The sequence below is a fragment of the Citrobacter koseri ATCC BAA-895 genome (assembly GCF_000018045.1).
Lineage (GTDB): Bacteria > Pseudomonadota > Gammaproteobacteria > Enterobacterales > Enterobacteriaceae > Citrobacter_B > Citrobacter_B koseri.
In genome coordinates, this window is sequence record NC_009792.1 from 796,539 (window position 1) to 813,014 (window position 16,476).

Here is a 16,476-nt window from a genome sequence, read left to right on the forward strand (position 1 = left end):
GAAAAACAGGAGAACGCAGCATGATTATTTCCAGCCAGCGATCACATAATCATCCAGGAATTGCCAGAGAGTACCCGTTTCGCTAAAACCCGCCTGGCGCAGAGCGGTGAGCTGGAATTCGACCGTGGTGGGCAGTGGTGTCGGGCGGTCTTTAAAGATAGCGGTGCGCGCGTCCATCAAATCAGCCAGCTCATGATGACGGGTGGCCGATGCAAACCAGCTATCCCAGTCCTGCACTCCCGCTGTCCAGGCTTTTTTCTGCGTATCTTCGTCATGAAGCTGGGCAATCCGTTTCTGGCATGGATTGCGATTATCAAATCGCTGATGATCGGCGTTCATGAATAAGCCATGTTCATCCAGCAGGTTAAAGATGTTGCGATAAAGCGCGACCTGCTGTTCAGGCAGCAGCCAGTGGATGGCCGTGCTGGAAACAACGGCCTGCGGTTTGTCGGTAATAGCGGCAAAGCAATCCGCTGTTGCAATATCGCCGCTGAAGAACTGAATACGGTCCTTGTATTCAGATAAGGCTTCTTTGGCCAGCGTAAGCAGAAGCGGGTCGAGGTCAATAGCCGTTACTCTTATCGCCGGAAAGCGATTCAGAAGACGCATGCTGAATGAGCCTGGACCACAGGCCAGATCCACCACATGGAATTCTTCGCCATATAGCATTGCCAGAACATCCAGCGCGGCGTTATAGCGTTCTTCACGGTGAGCGATGTAGGCGCTTTGTTGTTCGTCCCAGTTTTTCAGTAATTCGCGGGCTGGAAAGGTCATGTTGTTCCTTAGCGTGTATTTGTGTGACTAGTCGGTGAAGGGCCAGAACTGAACGCGCAGATGCGTCCATGTCATAGCCAGGTAAAATGATGTAACGTTTTGCTTTAACCGCCTTCATGCCTGCGGTGAGGGGATTACGTTCAAGAAAATCGATTTTGCTCCGGGCGCTGTCGCCATCTCCCCCCCTTTGCAGATCGCCCAGGATCAGGTAGTCAGGGTCCCGTTCGGCAATGACCTCCCAGCTCATGGCGGGCCACAGTTCAGCACTGTTATCAAAGATGTTTTTACTGCCGATGGTTTTGGTTAACAGCTCAGAAGCGCCATAACCGCCCGCCACATAAGGTGTTGCCGTACCGGAATACCACCACATGAGCGTTCTGCGTGGCAGTTTTATGCGGCTGTCAGCAGCGACCTGTTGCTTCAGTTCATTGATAAGCGCCTCTGCGCGCGGCTCCACGCCATATATGCGCGCAATATTACGCAACTCGTCGTAGATGCTGTCGAAGGTTACAGGCGCAGGAGGGCCACTTTGCAGGCCATTGCACATCCCTTCAATGAGCCAGCTTCCAATTCCCCATTCAGCCATCCTTTCACGACCGGCGGTCTCCGGGCTGTTAAACCAGTAGTAGCTGCCGGAATAGATAAAATCTGGCCGGGAACTCAGCAAGGACTCTCCCGACCAGGGCGAACTGTCGAGACGTGCTTTTAGCGGTTTATACCAGGGGGAGGGCGCGGTATCTTCATCTGGCCGATAACCGACAGCACTGATCACGGAATCTCCCAGACGTAATGCGAGCATGTTTTCCATTGCGGTCGGCATATAGACGATTGCCCGCTGTGGTACATGCTCAAACGTCCAGGATCTTCCGCAATTCTGCAACGTAACGGGATGCGCAAAGCTGGCGAAGGTCGCCAGCAATGCGAGGGAGGCCAGGCGTTTCATCAGAAGCGCATGTTGACATAGGCTTCGTAAGTTCGACCTGGCGCAATCATTTCCTGCCCTGTATAAGTACGCTGCCAGGTGTAAAAGCGATCCGTCAGGTTACGCACGCGGGTGCCTACGGTAACGTCCTTAATCACTTCATAATCGGCGTTAAGGTCGACAGTCGTGTAATCGCCCATTTTGTTTTTGTTGGCATCATCGTTATAGCTACTGCCAACATAGTGGAGCTGCGCGCCCAGCCCCAGTTTGCTAATCGGCATATAACGGCCAGAAAGGTTAGCCGTCCACTCCGGGATATAGCGCGGCTGATTGCCGGAAAGGTCCTGCGTACCTTGTTTGAAATTGTCAAAGCGCGCATGGGTATAAGCCACATTTCCCGCCAGCGCGACGCTATCCAGCGGTTTAATCAATCCGCTGAACTCGATGCCGCGCGAAGTCTGCTTGCCAACCGCATTCCATACACCGGCCTGGACAGCCGATTGCTGATAAAGATTTTTTTTCTGGAGATCGTAAACGGCCAGCTTCATTTCGCCGTGGTCGAATGTCCCTTTTACACCGGCTTCATATTGCTGAACTTCTGTAAGTGGCAGGGACGTTTGTTCAGGGCTGATAAAGAAGATATCGCTGCCGGGCTCTTTACCTGTGGAATAGTTGGCATACACCGTCCAGTTTTCGTTAATGGCCCAGCTCGGCCCAATACCAACACTCATAAAACTATAGCTACGATTGATGGTTTTATTGTCCTGCTGGTAATTCCAGTGCATGTCCAGGTTGGTATAGCGCAACTGGCTTAACAGGGCGACAGCATCAGTGATATTCAGATTGTCTTCCAGCAGCAAGGCATACTGGTTCTGAGTGATGTGACGAACAGGTGAGCGCATCTTGCCACTCGCACCGGTGCGAAAGTCATTGGAGGCGGGGTTGGTCAGCAGAACCTCTTCGCCCCCCGGGAAGCCGTTAGAATAGTACTGGAATTCGCGTTTTGAAAAATCGACACCCGCAGTCACGCGGTTGGCGAATGATGCAATCGGGTGATCCCAGGTGACCATTGTACGGTTGCCCGTCAGCTTGTCATCATGAGCAAGATCGCCATAAGAATCACGGGTAACATAGCCCGCTTTGTTTGACGGGTAATAGCGTTCAACGTTCTGCCATTCGCGGAATCCTTTGTAATAATAGAACTGGTTATCAAAGGTTACATCAGGCGTTGCATACCAGGACTGGGTTGACTGGAATGAGGTTGCCTGGCTGCGGATATGCGCATCCTGAATGTTGTTGTAGTTTACATGGCGCAAGTCGCGATCAACTTTGCCGTTGATGACAGGCGTCCCGAAATAGGGATTGCGCATATCCGTTAAGCTACGATCGATGTCAAAAGTGACCTGTGTGTTATCGGTCGGCGTCAGCAGGAGCTGTGCGCTGATGCGCTTCGGGCGACTGCGATCTTTATCAACCTGAGTGCCGGTATTTGATGCGCTTACATCCACGCGGCCAGCAGCTATACCCTCAACAAGCGTACCGCCCGCGCCGATGTGGGCGCGATGGCTGTTATAGCTTGACCAGCTATAGTCAGTTTCTACTGGCTGTCGACCAAAGGTTGCTTTACGTGATATCAGGTTGACGCTGCCACCGGCAGAACTCAGACCATTTAAAACGGAGCCTGTGCCATACAGGATGTCCACATTTTCATAATGAACCGGGTCGGCGATTTGAATGGTGCTACCGGGTACGGCCACGCCGTTTAGCAGCCAGGAAACGCCGGAGAAGCCGCGCAGTGAAACGCTGTTTGAGAGCGTAGGTGAGCTGGTGCCGGACATGCCCGGGGCGGTTTCAACGACTTCGGTGAGCGTGCGTTTGCCCTTAGCCGTAATGGTTCTGGCGCTGATGGTTTCAGTATGGCGTGGCGTTTGCTTATCGGTCAGACCGAGACGTGAGGCTGAACCGGATGAAAGACGTGCCGAGTCGGATTCGGCGGAATAGTCGGATACGTCACTGCCGGTGACGACGATGGTTTCATCTGCTGCATAGGCCAGAGGTGAAGTATTTACTGCTACTGCGAGAGCTATCAAAGAAGGCTTAAGTTTCATAGGTTGGCATTACATTATAATGGATATGTTATAACATAACATATCTCATAAAGAAAAAAAGTAGGCAAATGAGAACAAGTGGGAAGGGGGCAGGAGAGGTCTGTGGGGGGGGGGGCCAAAAACGACAGGCGTCAAAAAAACCGGCAATCCTTATCAGGACAACCGGTTCAATTTAACTACTGCTTTTAAAACGCCTCAAGACTTACTGAGATATCTCGAGACTAAAATCTGGCTCCTCTGACTGGACTCGAACCAGTGACATACGGATTAACAGTCCGCCGTTCTACCGACTGAACTACAGAGGAATCGTTGTGGAGGCTTATCTTAGCGGCGAAAAATCTTTTGTCAAACCTCATTTCCCTGGAGGCGGTTCAATTGCTGCTTCTCTCAACAGTTTGTTGCAATTGCAGACATTTTACAGGGAAAAAACTTTGCAGCTTTTTGGATTCTCCCTCATTATTTGAAATGAGGTTTCAACTTTCTTCATTAAGGTCCACTTTGAACGTCTCCGCAGCCTTACGCCAGGCCGTCTCCCGTACGCCCTGGTATGCCAAACGTAAGAGTTACAAGGTTCTTTTCTGGCGTGAAATCACCCCGCTTGCCGTGCCTATCTTTCTGGAAAATACCTGCGTACTGCTAATGGGGGTGCTGAGCACCTTTCTGGTCAGTTGGTTGGGTAAAGAGGCGATGGCCGGGGTAGGGCTTGCCGATAGCTTCAACATGGTCATTATGGCGTTTTTTGCTGCTATCGATCTGGGGACGACCGTGGTTGTGGCGTTTAGCCTGGGAAAACGCGATCGTCGTCGCGCCAGGGCCGCCGCGAGACAGTCACTGGTGATCATGACGCTTTTTGCCATCGTGCTGGCGGCGGTTATTCACTATTTTGGCGAACAGATTATTGATGTCGTGGCCGGGGAGGCGTCTTCCGAGGTGAAGGCTCTGGCGCTGACATACCTGGAACTGACGGTGATCAGCTATCCCGCTGCGGCCATCGCCCTGATTGGCAGTGGTGCATTGCGTGGAGCCGGAAATACCAAAATTCCGCTGTTGATCAATGGCGGCATGAATATTCTTAACATCATGATCAGCAGCGTCCTGATTTATGGCGTTTTTTCCTGGCAGGGGTTGGGTTTTGTCGGGGCGGGACTCGGGCTGACCATCTCTCGCTATATCGGAGCCGTCGCCATTATCTGGGTGTTGATGATTGGTTTTAACCCGGCATTGCGCATTACGTTGAAGAGCTATTTTAAGCCGCTGAACTTCACCATTATCTGGGAAGTGATGGGGATTGGTATCCCTGCGAGCATCGAATCTGTTTTGTTCAACGGTGGGAAATTGTTAACGCAGATGTTTGTGGCGGGGATGGGGACCAGCGTTATTGCCGGTAACTTCATCGCTTTTTCAATTGCCGCGCTGATCAACCTGCCCGGAAACGCGCTGGGTTCTGCATCGACAATCATCACTGGCCGACGGCTGGGGAATGGTCAGATTTCCCAGGCAGAGATTCAGCTTCGTCATGTGTTCTGGCTATCTACCATTGGACTGACCGCGATTGCATGGTTAAGCGCGCCGTTTGCGGGACTGATGGCCTCGTTTTATACCCACGATCAGGATGTAAAAGATGTTGTCGTGGTTCTGATTTGGCTGAACGCGGCGTTTATGCCGATTTGGTCTGCGTCCTGGGTGTTGCCCTCAGGGTTTAAAGGGGCGCGGGACGCACGTTTTGCAATGTGGGTTTCGATGCTGGGGATGTGGGGCTGCCGTGTGGTTGCGGGTTACACGTTGGGGATCGTGCTTGGCTGGGGCGTTGTCGGGGTCTGGCTGGGGATGTTCTTTGACTGGGCGGTGCGCGCCGCACTGTTTTACTGGCGTATGGTCAGCGGTCGTTGGCTATGGAAATACCCGCGTCCTGAGCGCATAAAATCGCCCGTTCAGCCTGAATCTCCAACGAAATGAAGAATATTTCGGCAAACGAACGTGTTTGTGCATTCAGGCTTTGACAATGCTCGTGGGCGTCGTTAATATGCGCCCCGTTCACACGATTCCTCTGTAGTTCAGTCGGTAGAACGGCGGACTGTTAATCCGTATGTCACTGGTTCGAGTCCAGTCAGAGGAGCCAAATTTAGAAAAGCCCGCTTTTTAGCGGGCTTTTTGCTTTCCGTCATCGGCATTCAGTTCTTTCAGTGCCCGGCACGCCGGACGCTGAACGACAAACGTTGATTACCACATCAAATCATCAGGCACTTTAAAATCAGCATACGGATCTTCTTCGTCCTGCTCTTCCTGACTAAGCGCACTATTTAAGACGATACTGTTAGCATCTCGCTGCGCAATTTTATCGGCTACGCTTGCGGGGATAATCGCGTATTCACATTCCCCACCGTTATCAACAACCAAACGCGCAATGGCGAGGCGACCATTAATCAACTGGGCTTGCGTCGCCTTATCCACATCTATTTTTTTAATTAAGTTATTATCTGTGAAGTTAAAACCAATATCGCCTTTTGAAATGCTGATTCTATTCATTTCAATAAGTTGCTTCACCTGCGCTTTATATTCTTTGGATAACGCCGCTTGTTTTTGTTGCTCGCTTAGCTGTTTATCACGCTCAAGTTGCGCTTTTTTATTTTCTTCCACAGCCTCTCTTGCTTCACGCGCCTGAACTCGTGATTTTTTAGCCGTTCTCTGGACTTTGGCCATTTTTTTACTGGTTACTAATCCCGCTTTTAGCATCTGCTCTTGTAAGGTGAGTTTTGTCATCTTCGTTTCTGAAACCGTTGAATAATGTATGTGATTATACCCGTAATTTTTGCGTCTGTACCTGGCGCACGCGAGCCGGAATTCTGTTTATGAATGGCGCAGGATTCCGGCACGGGATTCAGATGAATTACTTGAGCAGTTTCACCGTGGCCTCTATGTCTATCTCATCTTCCGAGAAGATTAACGTCGTTCCCTGGAAGGTGGTGATTGCCAGTTTTCTCAGCGAGCGCATTTCACCGGGCTTTGCGGCTGATTTGGGTCTGATACTACTCATCAGCACGCCCACAGACAGCACCGCGTTTTCTTTATCAATTCGGGTATCGGCTGGCACTTCTTCGCTGTAAACCAGATAAGACTTGATCGACGTGAGCTTCAGGCGCTCGCCCGCGATATAGATGTATTTGCTTTCCGGGATGACTTTCACAGCATAAGCGGACAAGCCTTTGTTATTGGTGGTGGGTTCAAAAGTCACCGCCGCGTCTTTTTTAATCAGCTCAGGGTTGGCAACCTTAATCACATGAAAATAGCGGTTATCACCGTTTTCATCTTTGATAAATCCAAAACCTTTATCTTTAAACCACGTTGTGATTGTTCCGTTCATCGCCTTACCGCCTGGTTAATCGTTTATCTACTCAGTTTTTACAGCGCGCAGTGTAAAGCACAATGCCCACGCAGACCATGTCTTTGGCTTAAGTTTGGGTGATAAATGTCCATCAGACCAGGGGGCCGTGGGGGAGGGAAGTCGCGATTGCATTTGGCCGATGGTCAGGGATGGGGAGAACGTCTACTTCACAACCCAGTTCACTGTTACATTCCATTAATGCAATTGAGTGCCATTCTCATCTATCATGATCTGCGACTCACACGATCTATGGCTACTGCAACAAGGGAGGTCGTCAGTGCTACTGGCTATCAGGTACGTCTTTGCGTCATGCCCACTTCGTATTACCGCACTTATCGTCGTTGTGTTGCTTCAGGGGCTGATACCGGCCCTCAACATCTTTATGACCGGCCAAATAATCAACACACTGCATGCAGTGCAAACCACCGACGGCGATCTGATGCTGAGCGTTGCGGTCTGGTGTGTTTCACTCCTTGGCATGCAGCTTATGCAGCCCCTGGTCAATCTTGTTCAGGGGGATGTCACGGAGATTTCGACTAATCACTTCAGCACTAAGATTATGTGCCGTATGAACGACTCTTTTTCCCTGAGCCTGTTTGATAATAAGGAGCGTTACGAGCAACTGGAATATTTGAAAAAAGAAGCGGCGTATCGACCGCTTAATTTCATCATCTGTATCATTTACGTTATCCGGGCAATCGTCATGGCTGGCAGTCTGCTGCTGGTTCTGATCAACTATTCAGGAGCAGGGGCGGCCATTTGCGCGCTTTCCGCCATACCGATGATTGCCATCAATATGCGTATCCAGCAGAGATACGTGCGGGATTTATTCTTCACGTCTAAAGATGCGATTGCGATGCGCTACGTATATGGCGTCAGTATGGACAAGAGTTTTTTGCAGGAGATCCGGCTTTACGGTCTTGGTAAATATCTGCTGACTAAATTCAATGCGTCCGCTCGCAATACCTATAATCGCATGCACAAACAGCGCATCCGCGCGCTAATCACGCCTGTGCCGGCCATGATGCTGAGCCTGACTATGCTGTTCGTCGGGGTAACTTTTTTTTTAAACAACTTACGCACCAGTGATATTGCCGTGAGCGCGCTGGTGATGGTGTTTCAGTCCATTGTGATGATGAAATCGCACCTCGACGAGATAGCCAATTATGGTTCGAATCTCGTCAGCATGAGCAGTTTTTTCACCCGCTACCATGCGTTTATGACGGATAAGATTGAACCGGTGAAAAACGGGCACCTTACCTTACCCGCCGAAACACCTTTTGCCCTCAGCATTCACAAACTCCGGTTTCAGTATGAGGGGCGTAATCATCCAGCCCTGAATGGGGTTAACCTTGAAATTGCCCCCGGTGAAAAGGTCGCTATTCTCGGTGAGAACGGCAGCGGAAAAACAACTCTGATTAAAATGATCCTGCGCATGTACGCCTTCAGTGAGGGGGCTGTGTCTGTGTCAGGCGTGCCGCTCGACAGGTTGGATATTGAAAGTTACCGGAACCAGATAGCCACCGTGTTTCAGGATTACGGAAAATACGAGTTCACGGTGGGCGAAAACATTGCCCTGAATAATTATGATGCAGAAACCCCGTCGCCAGCGGTTGATGAATTGCTGAAAAAGGTAGGATTTCCGTATGACCAGCACACCCGGCTGGGCAAGCAGTTCGGCGGCGATGAACTCTCCATAGGGCAGTGGCAGCGGCTCGCGATTGCACGGGCGCTATACCGAAAGGCCAATCTGTTTATTTTTGATGAGTTCTCTTCATCACTCGATCCTGAAACTGAGCACCGGCTGTTTAATGATATTCTTGCCCTGAACACAACCGTGATCGCAGTGACGCACAGGCTCGGTAATATAAAAGAGTTCGACAGGATTATCGTGATGTCTGCTGGAGAGGTCATCGAAAATGGGGACTTCACTGCGTTGATAAGCCGTCGGGGAAAATTTTACGACATGTGGCATGCGCAGTTTAAATCGGTGATGACTCAGGCAGTTTAATACTACGGGAATGGTACGCAGGTATTTGCACGTTATTCCAGATGTAACCCATCCAAATATATCGTCATTGTTCCCCGGTGTACGCCGGACAAGAGGTTCGGCATAACCATGTCCGATTTGAGCGAAAACCAGATATCAGTAATTTTCGCTCACGACAAAAAGGCCCCGGTGACAACTAATCCTCGCGTTTTTCCGCCCATTTCAGCATTGCATCAAGGGCCGGGCACAGTTCTTGCCCCCACTCGGTCAGGCGATATTCCACTTTCGGCGGCACCTGAGGGTACACCGTGCGTGATACGATGCCGTCGGCTTCCAGTTGTCGCAGTTGCTGAGCCAGCATCTTCTGTGAAATACCCGGGATCAGTTTTTCAAAATCGGAATAGCGCTGTACTTTTCCATCGAACAGATGAAAAAGAATAATTAATTTCCAGCGACCTTCCAGCAGTCGCAGCACATGCTCCACGCCGCTTGCGGCAGATTCTGGAGTATATAACTTACTCATAATTCAGTTGCTCACTTTTTCGTGCGTACTTGTCAATTTCACAGTCTATGTTGAAAATTCCTGTACTGTAAACAACGGGAGTAAAGCGCCATGTCATTAGCCCTACCGCACGCTATTTCTGACTATTTCGCGATCAGCAACGGAGCAGATATTGCCAACGTTAAGCACTGTTTTACTGCCGATGCTGTCGTGACAGACGAAGGTAAAACGCATAAGGGACACGCAGCGATCGAGGCATGGCAACGTGCCGCACAGGCCGCGTTTGACTACAGCGTTGAGCCGGTTCAGTTCCTCACCGAAGGTCACCGGGTGACAGTCACCTCAAACGTTGTCGGTAATTTTCCTGGCAGCCCGATAGTGCTTAAACATGCTTTCGACCTGGTCGGCGACAAGATCAACACACTGGAGATTATCTGATGTCGTTAGATCTTGATTTTCAGGACAAACGCATACTGGTTACTGCCGGCACCAAAGGCGTCGGCAACGCGGTCGTTGGATTATTAAAGCAACTGGGTGCCAGGGTGTTAGCCACCGCGCGTCATACGTCCACAGAATGTATCGCTGACGTCTTCGTGGCGGCGGACCTGACCACGGTCAACGGGTGTGCTTCAGTAGCTGAAGCCGTTCAGAAGCATCTGGGCGGTGTCGACGTCATCATCCATGTTGCGGGCGGTTCTATCTCACCTGGTGGTGGCTTTGCAGCACTGGGCGAAACGGAGTGGCAGCAGGAACTCAACCTTAATCTGCTGCCAGCGGTACGCTTAGATCGTGCGCTGCTGCCAGGGATGCTGGCGCAGGGCAGCGGGGTTATCATTCACGTCACCTCTATCCAGCGTGAACTGCCGTTACCGGAATCGACCACCGGTTATGCGGCGGCAAAAGCTGCGCTGTCGGCGTACAGCAAGAGCCTGTCGAAAGAGGTATCCCCGAAGGGGGTTCGTGTGGTTCGTGTTGCGCCCGGCTGGATCGAAACCGAAGCTTCGGTAGCGATGGCAGAGCGACTGGCGAAGCAGGCGGGAACGGATTACGAAGGCGGTAAGCAAATCATCATGAATGCACTCGGGGGTATTCCTCTTGGTCGTCCGTCAAAGCCCATTGAGGTGGCGAAGCTCATTGCTTTCCTCGCGTCGTCTCATGCTGCCGCCATCACCGGCACCGAATATGTGATAGATGGCGGCACCATCCCGACGGTGTAATCATGTATCTTAATCGGCCCGAATTATGAGCCGATTAAGATCGCCAGAGGCAGAAAATGGTTAATCGTAGCGTCCGTTTTGACGCAAAACAGTCTGATGTAAGTGAATAGTCTGCTATGAGCGAGAAACGGAAGTTTGCAATCGCTCTCATTGCTGATGACGGCCGCACCCGTAGCAGGATAGGAGGTGTTGTCACTCAATCTATCCAGGGTACAGGTTCACCAATATAAGTGTGTGTACAGCAGCGGCAAGTCACTTTAACGTCCTTTCTCGTAATTGAAGGGTTTACCTGTTGCAGAATTCCATTCTCATCAACAAACAAACCCGGATAAAAACTGCTTTCGCCAATGCAGACTAAATCCCTTCGCTGATGCTCATGTAGCGCGACCAACCAGAATACAGGCTCGGTGGTATCAAGACGTCCACATACTTCGCTGAATATTTCATCCCACGGTTTGCCAATCTGCTTGATCAGAAAATAAAACAATGGGGTGTAGTCTCGGCCACGATTCTGTCTGCCATGCATTGTCTCGCGCTTTACCAGTAGCTCATCTCCGGCTTTTTTACGATTGCGTTCCCAGCGATACTCTGCACCTGGATTATTAGAATGGTGCCGCGTAGTCGTGTTGACGCTGCGATACAGTTTACGGGACTTATTCAGTTGATGAGTACGCATAGCTCGATCTCGTGCATCCTTTATTCTGTGAGTCAGTAACCCCTGCCGGAGCTAGATTCAATAGTTTGTGACTGCATAAAAAATGGTCATGCTTAAAGGCAGTCTCATTCTGCTGAAATACCTTCCCACTGACAACTACCAAAAAGTCCACTCTTGGCACAAACCCGCCCCTCTACCCAAAAAGCCCACTTTTAGCGGGTTTTTGGTTTTCAGCATACAGGGTTAATTTGCGCGCACCCGTATGGGAGCAGTGGCGGCGAACAGCCACGGGCGGGCGTTGCTTTCTACGCGAGGGGATAATGTTTCTCTTACCTGCTGATGGTACTCATCAATCCACAGTTTTTCTGCCTCGCTAAGCAGATGCAATTCCACGAGACTTAAGTCGATCGGCACCAGCGTCAGTGTGGCGAATTTGCAGAAACCAGGGCGGCTTTCGACAATTTCGACCTGATTTTCAATGCGGATACCGTATTGTCCGGCGAGGTAATAGCCCGGCTCTATCGTAATGATGTTGCCTGCCACCAGCGGCCAGGGGTTCACTTTTTTGGCGATACGGTGCGGTTGCTCATGAATCAATAGCTGATGACCTACGCCGTGTCCCGCTCCGTGATCGTAATCCAGACCAAGATCCCAAAGCGCCCGGCGGGTAAAGGCGTCAAGCTGGTGTCCCTGAGTTCCGCTGGGGAATTGCAGGGTAATCAGCGACAAAAAGCCCTTCAACACAGCGGTGTAGTGTAACCGACGCTGCGGCTCCTGCGGCCCAAATGCGAGGGTACGGGTCGTGTCTGTCGTACCGTTCTGATATTGACCGCCCGAATCGTTCAGGTACATCTCCTGGGTTGTGACTGGCGCGTTTGTTTTCTCGCTTGAATGATAGTGGCACATGGCGGCATTGCCTGCCGATGCAGAAATGGTGTTAAAGCTCTGCTCAAGAAATCCCGGTTGTTGCTGGCGATAAGCCCGCTGTTTTTCCTGGGCTTCCAGCTCCGTTATCGGATTGCCTGCGGCTTCACGCAGCGGCACTTCGTGCGCCAGCCAGGCGAGGAAATTAACCCAGGCGGCGCCGTCCTGCTCATGGCATTCGCGGTATCCTGCCAGCTCGGTTTCGTTCTTGTGCGCTTTCATCAGCGTAATCGGATCTGCTGACCAGATGACGTCACCGCCATGCTGCTCAATGACGAAGCGCAGGGCGACCGGGGCGAAATCTTTATCAACCAGGAAACGCTTCCCGGCCGCGCGTTGCTGACAGCGTGCAAGGAACTCACCCGGCGGGGAAATGGTCAGCGTGCTGAGCAAACTTGCAGGTAACTGCTGAGTTTTCTTTTCATCAACGAACCATTCCAGTTCGCCCGTGCGGTGCAATAACGCAAACGAGAAAGGAACAGGCACCATGTTGAGGTCGCTGCCGCGCACGTTCAGCATCCAGGCGATATTATCCGGCAGGGTGATCGGCAGGTAATCCGCCTGCTGTTTTGCCAGTTCGTCGAGAATGCGCGCGCGTTTCTGCGTGCTGCGTTCACCGCTGATTTCAACGGGCATTTCCCGGATGATGCCGCAGGGGGCGGCGGGGCGGTTTTGCCATACAACGTCGAACGGATCGCTGTCTAACGCCACCAGTTCGCAGTGGGTGGCTGAGAGTGTCTCAAACTGGCTGTTGACCATCAGCAGAGGTTCGAAGGCAATACGTGCGCCGGAGGCAACCTGTTCCTGCAAATACTCCGCAAGCGGCTCGTTATGCAGGTGATGAATTTCAAAATCATTGCGATCGACTTCGGCGCGGGCCTGAACCTGGTAGCGGCCATCCACAAACAGCAATGCGCGGTCGCGAAGCACTAACGCCAGTCCGGCAGAACCGCTAAAGCCCGTTAACCAGGCCAGTTTATTATCGTGTGGCGTACAGTCCTCGCTTTGATGAGCATCGGCGCGAGGAACGATCATGCCATCCAGCCCCTGCGCAATCAGGAGATTACGCAGGGCGGAAAGGGGAGTTGGGTTGCTCATAGACACCTTCATGCCTTAACGGAACGGCGGTTCGTTGAATGTGCGCAGTTTACGTGAGTGCAGGCGATCGCCTTCTGCGCGTAACAGATCAATGGCGCGGATGCCGATTTGCAGGTGCTCCGAAATCGCACCTTCATAAAAACGGTTAGCCTGGCCGGGAAGTTTAATCTCACCGTGCAACGGTTTGTCGGAGACGCACAATAGCGTGCCGTAAGGTACGCGGAAGCGATAGCCCTGGGCGGCAATTGTGGCACTTTCCATATCAATGGCGACGGCGCGGCTCAGGTTGAAACGCAATGCGGAGGCAGAGTAGCGTAACTCCCAGTTACGATCATCGGTGGTGACGACCGTACCGGTACGCAGCCGCTGCTTAACCTCTTCGCCAGGCATGCCGCTCACCATTTTTGTGGCGTCATACAGTGCGCGCTGAACTTCTGCGATGCTGGGGATGGGAATATCGGGCGGCAGTACGGCATCGAGCACATGATCGTCACGTAAGTAGGCGTGCGCCAGCACATAGTCGCCAATCGCCTGACTTTCACGCAGGCCGCCGCAGTGACCAATCATCAGCCAGACGTCCGGGCGCAGTACCGCCAGGTGATCGCAAATAGTTTTGGCGTTTGACGGCCCGACGCCAATATTCACCAGCGTAATCCCCTGGCCGTCAGCCGTAATCAGGTGCCAGGCTGGCATCTGGTGTTTTTTCCACGCCAGATCGGAGGTGGCTTCTTCAGGAGCCTCGGTTTCTGCGGTGATCCAGATCCCGCCAGCACAGGAAAGTGCGATATAGGGACTGTCCGGGTCCAGAATCTGGCTGCATCCCCAGCGCACAAATTCGTCTACATAGCGGGTGTAGTTGGTAAACAGAACAAAGGGCTGAAAATGTTCAACTGGCGTCCCCGTGTAGTGACGCAGTCGCGCCAGCGAGAAATCGACACGGCGCGCGTCGAAGTGAGAGAGCGGATAAAACTCACCGGGGTGGAACAAACCGTCTGCGGTCTCGTCGCCAATCTGCGCCAGTTCAGTGGTGGGGAAAAAGCGCGTCAATCCGGCGCTCATGGAGCGGTCAAGCGACAGCTCGGAACCGTCAATGACATAAGGATACGGAATTTCATGATGGGACGGTTCAACCGCAATATGCGCGTCATAATCCTGATACAGCAGCGTTAATTGCTCTTCAAGGTAAGGGCGAAACAGCGCAGGACGGGTGATGGTTGTGGTGTAGCAGCCAGCATGGGTAAAGCGGCCATAGGCGCGGGTCTTGGGGGGATTCGTCGCATTGCCGCTCCAGGAGACGGAAAGCGATGGGTAAACAAAAAGGCCATTATTTCGGGCTGTAATGTCTGGAAGTTCCCCGTTTTCAACATACTTGCCAATTGCGTTACGCAGAGCCTGAACCGATTGCTCGTAGAGTTCGTCCAGTTTATCCAGCGCCTGAGACGGGGTCAGGCCGGCGCCCTTATTATTCATGTCTGTCTCCTTGTTCCACAGGTGTACTGCTCTCCCGATAGTATGTCACAGGAATGTGAAACAAAAGTCAGACGTTGCGTAAGAACAGACGGAGGCCAGATGGCCCCCGTACAGGGATTAGACGTGTGGTTTATTTTTCATCAACAGCGCCGTAACGGCAGAGATCAGGCAGCCTGCCAGCAGGTAAATGGCAACGCTGTGCCAGTTCCCATCGGAGAAGGTGACCAGTGCGGCGGCGATAAAGGGAGTGAACCCGCCGCCCACGACGCTGGCGACCTGATAACCGACTCCGGCACCGCTGTAGCGATAACCTGCACCGAACATGCCGGTAAACATCGGCTGCTGTACGCAGACCACCATATCATGAGCAATATTGGCCAGCATGATGGAGAAGAACACAATCCAGAAGATTGACTGGGCTTCAAGCGCCATAAAAAACGGGAATGCGCTGAGCGTACCGATTAAGGCACCTGTAATATAGACGCGCCGACGACCGAAGCGGTCCGCAAGCCAGGCAAAGCAGGGGATCGTCAGGCAGCTTAGTCCCCCCACCAGCAGACCGATATTCAGAAAAAGCTCACGCGGAAGACCCAGATTTTGGGTGGAGTAGTTCAGGGCGAACGCGGTGACGATATACATCGTCAGCAGCTCGCACAGGCGCAGGCCGATGATTTTCAGAAATGCGCCAGGGTGGCGGCTCAACGCCTCCATAACCGGCAAGCGTTTTTTCGCCGGTGGTGTTTCCTGTTTTTGCTGTTCAAATTCGGCGGACTCTTCCATGCCATTGCGCACCCATAAGGCGCCAAGCACCAGAATAATGCTGAACAAGAATGGGATGCGCCAACCCCAACTCAGAAACTGTTCATCGGTCGTCAGCGTGCTGATCAGCGAGACCAGACCGGTCGAGAGCAGCAGCCCTACGCCATAACCCACCTGAACGCCGCTGCTGTAAAACGCTTTTTTGTTCTCCGGCGCGCTTTCAACCGACAGCAATGCCGCGCCACCCCATTCGCCACCGACGGCAAAACCCTGAACAGCCCGTAATATCACCAGTAGTACCGGCGCCCACCAGCCTATAGTGGCGAAAGAAGGGAGGATGCCAATCAGTGCGGTAGCGATACCCATCATCCATACGGTCAGCATCAGCATACGCTTACGGCCCAGACGATCGCCGAAGTGGCCGAAGATCACACCCCCCAGCGGGCGAAACAGAAAGCCAACGCCGAAGGTGGCAAACGCCGCGAGTGTACCCATCGCCGGGCTGATTTGCGGGAAGAATTCACGATTAAACACCAGGGCAGCGGTGATGCCATAGAGCAGAAAATCGTACCAGTCGACGACTGCGCCAGCGAAGCTTCCTAATGCGGCGCGGCGCGCGCGATTAAGCGAAGGCGTCTCATCCTGGGGACGCGTGGAGGTGAGGGTGGAATCCAT

Annotated in this window: 15 protein-coding genes and 2 tRNA genes; 6 read left to right on the forward strand and 11 right to left on the reverse strand. The window is 52.3% G+C overall.

Features of this window, described 5'->3' with window-relative positions; all coding sequences use genetic code 11:
- Nucleotides 1-24: 24 nt before the first annotated feature.
- The 4 genes from CKO_RS03635 to CKO_RS03650 form a co-directional block, all read right to left on the reverse strand.
- Nucleotides 25-774: a class I SAM-dependent methyltransferase gene (locus CKO_RS03635; protein ID WP_024130215.1), complete on the reverse strand. Its 750-nt coding sequence runs from the start codon at nucleotides 772-774 to the stop codon at nucleotides 25-27.
- Nucleotides 704-1,717 carry an ABC transporter substrate-binding protein gene (locus tag CKO_RS03640; protein ID WP_012131807.1) on the reverse strand — a complete coding sequence of 338 codons (1,014 nt, stop codon included), beginning with the start codon at nucleotides 1,715-1,717 and terminating at the stop codon, nucleotides 704-706. Before CKO_RS03640 ends, CKO_RS03635 begins: the two co-directional genes overlap by 71 nt.
- Nucleotides 1,717-3,804 (reverse strand): TonB-dependent siderophore receptor, encoded by a 2,088-nt coding sequence (locus CKO_RS03645; protein WP_012131808.1) that lies wholly within the window; start codon nucleotides 3,802-3,804, stop codon nucleotides 1,717-1,719. Before CKO_RS03645 ends, CKO_RS03640 begins: the two co-directional genes overlap by 1 nt.
- A gap of 229 nt (nucleotides 3,805-4,033) precedes the next feature.
- Nucleotides 4,034-4,109: transfer RNA gene (locus CKO_RS03650), tRNA-Asn, on the reverse strand.
- Between the two features lie 6 nt (nucleotides 4,110-4,115).
- Here CKO_RS03650 and CKO_RS23770 point away from each other — a divergent pair.
- The 3 genes from CKO_RS23770 to CKO_RS03660 all read left to right on the forward strand — a co-directional run bounded on the left by CKO_RS23770 (nucleotide 4,116) and on the right by CKO_RS03660 (nucleotide 5,923).
- Nucleotides 4,116-4,268 (forward strand): DUF5951 family protein, encoded by a 153-nt coding sequence (locus tag CKO_RS23770; protein ID WP_153257545.1) that lies wholly within the window; start codon nucleotides 4,116-4,118, stop codon nucleotides 4,266-4,268.
- A gap of 1 nt (nucleotide 4,269) precedes the next feature.
- Nucleotides 4,270-5,760, forward strand: coding sequence for an EmmdR/YeeO family multidrug/toxin efflux MATE transporter (locus CKO_RS03655; protein ID WP_012131809.1), 1,491 nt, complete (start codon nucleotides 4,270-4,272; stop codon nucleotides 5,758-5,760).
- 87 nt (nucleotides 5,761-5,847) lie between these two features.
- A tRNA-Asn gene (locus CKO_RS03660) sits at nucleotides 5,848-5,923 on the forward strand.
- 101 nt (nucleotides 5,924-6,024) lie between these two features.
- Here CKO_RS03660 and CKO_RS03665 read toward each other — a convergent pair.
- The gene (locus tag CKO_RS03665) at nucleotides 6,025-6,564 is read right to left on the reverse strand and encodes a DUF2058 domain-containing protein (RefSeq protein WP_012131810.1); all 540 of its coding nucleotides are present in this window, start codon (nucleotides 6,562-6,564) and stop codon (nucleotides 6,025-6,027) included.
- 127 nt (nucleotides 6,565-6,691) lie between these two features.
- Nucleotides 6,692-7,165: a cold-shock protein gene (locus CKO_RS03670; protein ID WP_012131811.1), complete on the reverse strand. Its 474-nt coding sequence runs from the start codon at nucleotides 7,163-7,165 to the stop codon at nucleotides 6,692-6,694.
- 298 nt (nucleotides 7,166-7,463) lie between these two features.
- On the opposite strand from CKO_RS03670, the gene CKO_RS03675 reads away from it, so the two are divergent.
- Nucleotides 7,464-9,197, forward strand: coding sequence for an ABC transporter ATP-binding protein (locus CKO_RS03675; RefSeq protein ID WP_167316294.1), 1,734 nt, complete (start codon nucleotides 7,464-7,466; stop codon nucleotides 9,195-9,197).
- Between the two features lie 175 nt (nucleotides 9,198-9,372).
- Here CKO_RS03675 and CKO_RS03680 read toward each other — a convergent pair whose 3' ends face one another.
- Nucleotides 9,373-9,699, reverse strand: a complete 327-nt coding sequence (locus CKO_RS03680; protein ID WP_012131813.1) for a winged helix-turn-helix transcriptional regulator — start codon at nucleotides 9,697-9,699, stop codon at nucleotides 9,373-9,375.
- 90 nt (nucleotides 9,700-9,789) lie between these two features.
- Here CKO_RS03680 and CKO_RS03685 point away from each other — a divergent pair, with 90 nt between their 5' ends.
- Entirely contained in the window at nucleotides 9,790-10,116 is a 327-nt protein-coding gene (locus tag CKO_RS03685) for a nuclear transport factor 2 family protein (protein WP_012131814.1), read from the forward strand.
- Complete coding sequence (locus tag CKO_RS03690; RefSeq protein WP_012131815.1) at nucleotides 10,116-10,895, forward strand: SDR family oxidoreductase; 780 nt, start codon at nucleotides 10,116-10,118, stop codon at nucleotides 10,893-10,895. The genes CKO_RS03685 and CKO_RS03690 overlap by 1 nt, the downstream gene beginning before the upstream one ends.
- Before the next feature lie 196 nt (nucleotides 10,896-11,091).
- Here the strand turns inward: CKO_RS03690 and CKO_RS22150 are convergent, their stop codons facing one another.
- The 4 genes from CKO_RS22150 to shiA all read right to left on the reverse strand — a co-directional run bounded on the left by CKO_RS22150 (nucleotide 11,092) and on the right by shiA (nucleotide 16,476).
- A complete protein-coding gene (locus CKO_RS22150; RefSeq protein ID WP_012131816.1) occupies nucleotides 11,092-11,571 on the reverse strand; it encodes a hypothetical protein in 480 nt (159 codons plus the stop codon).
- A gap of 222 nt (nucleotides 11,572-11,793) precedes the next feature.
- Nucleotides 11,794-13,572, reverse strand: coding sequence for an aminopeptidase P family protein (locus CKO_RS03695; protein ID WP_024130217.1), 1,779 nt, complete (start codon nucleotides 13,570-13,572; stop codon nucleotides 11,794-11,796).
- A gap of 15 nt (nucleotides 13,573-13,587) precedes the next feature.
- Complete coding sequence (locus CKO_RS03700; RefSeq protein WP_012131819.1) at nucleotides 13,588-15,042, reverse strand: AMP nucleosidase; 1,455 nt, start codon at nucleotides 15,040-15,042, stop codon at nucleotides 13,588-13,590.
- A 117-nt stretch (nucleotides 15,043-15,159) separates the two neighbouring features.
- Nucleotides 15,160-16,476, reverse strand: a complete 1,317-nt coding sequence (gene shiA / locus CKO_RS03705) for a shikimate transporter (RefSeq protein WP_012131820.1) — start codon at nucleotides 16,474-16,476, stop codon at nucleotides 15,160-15,162.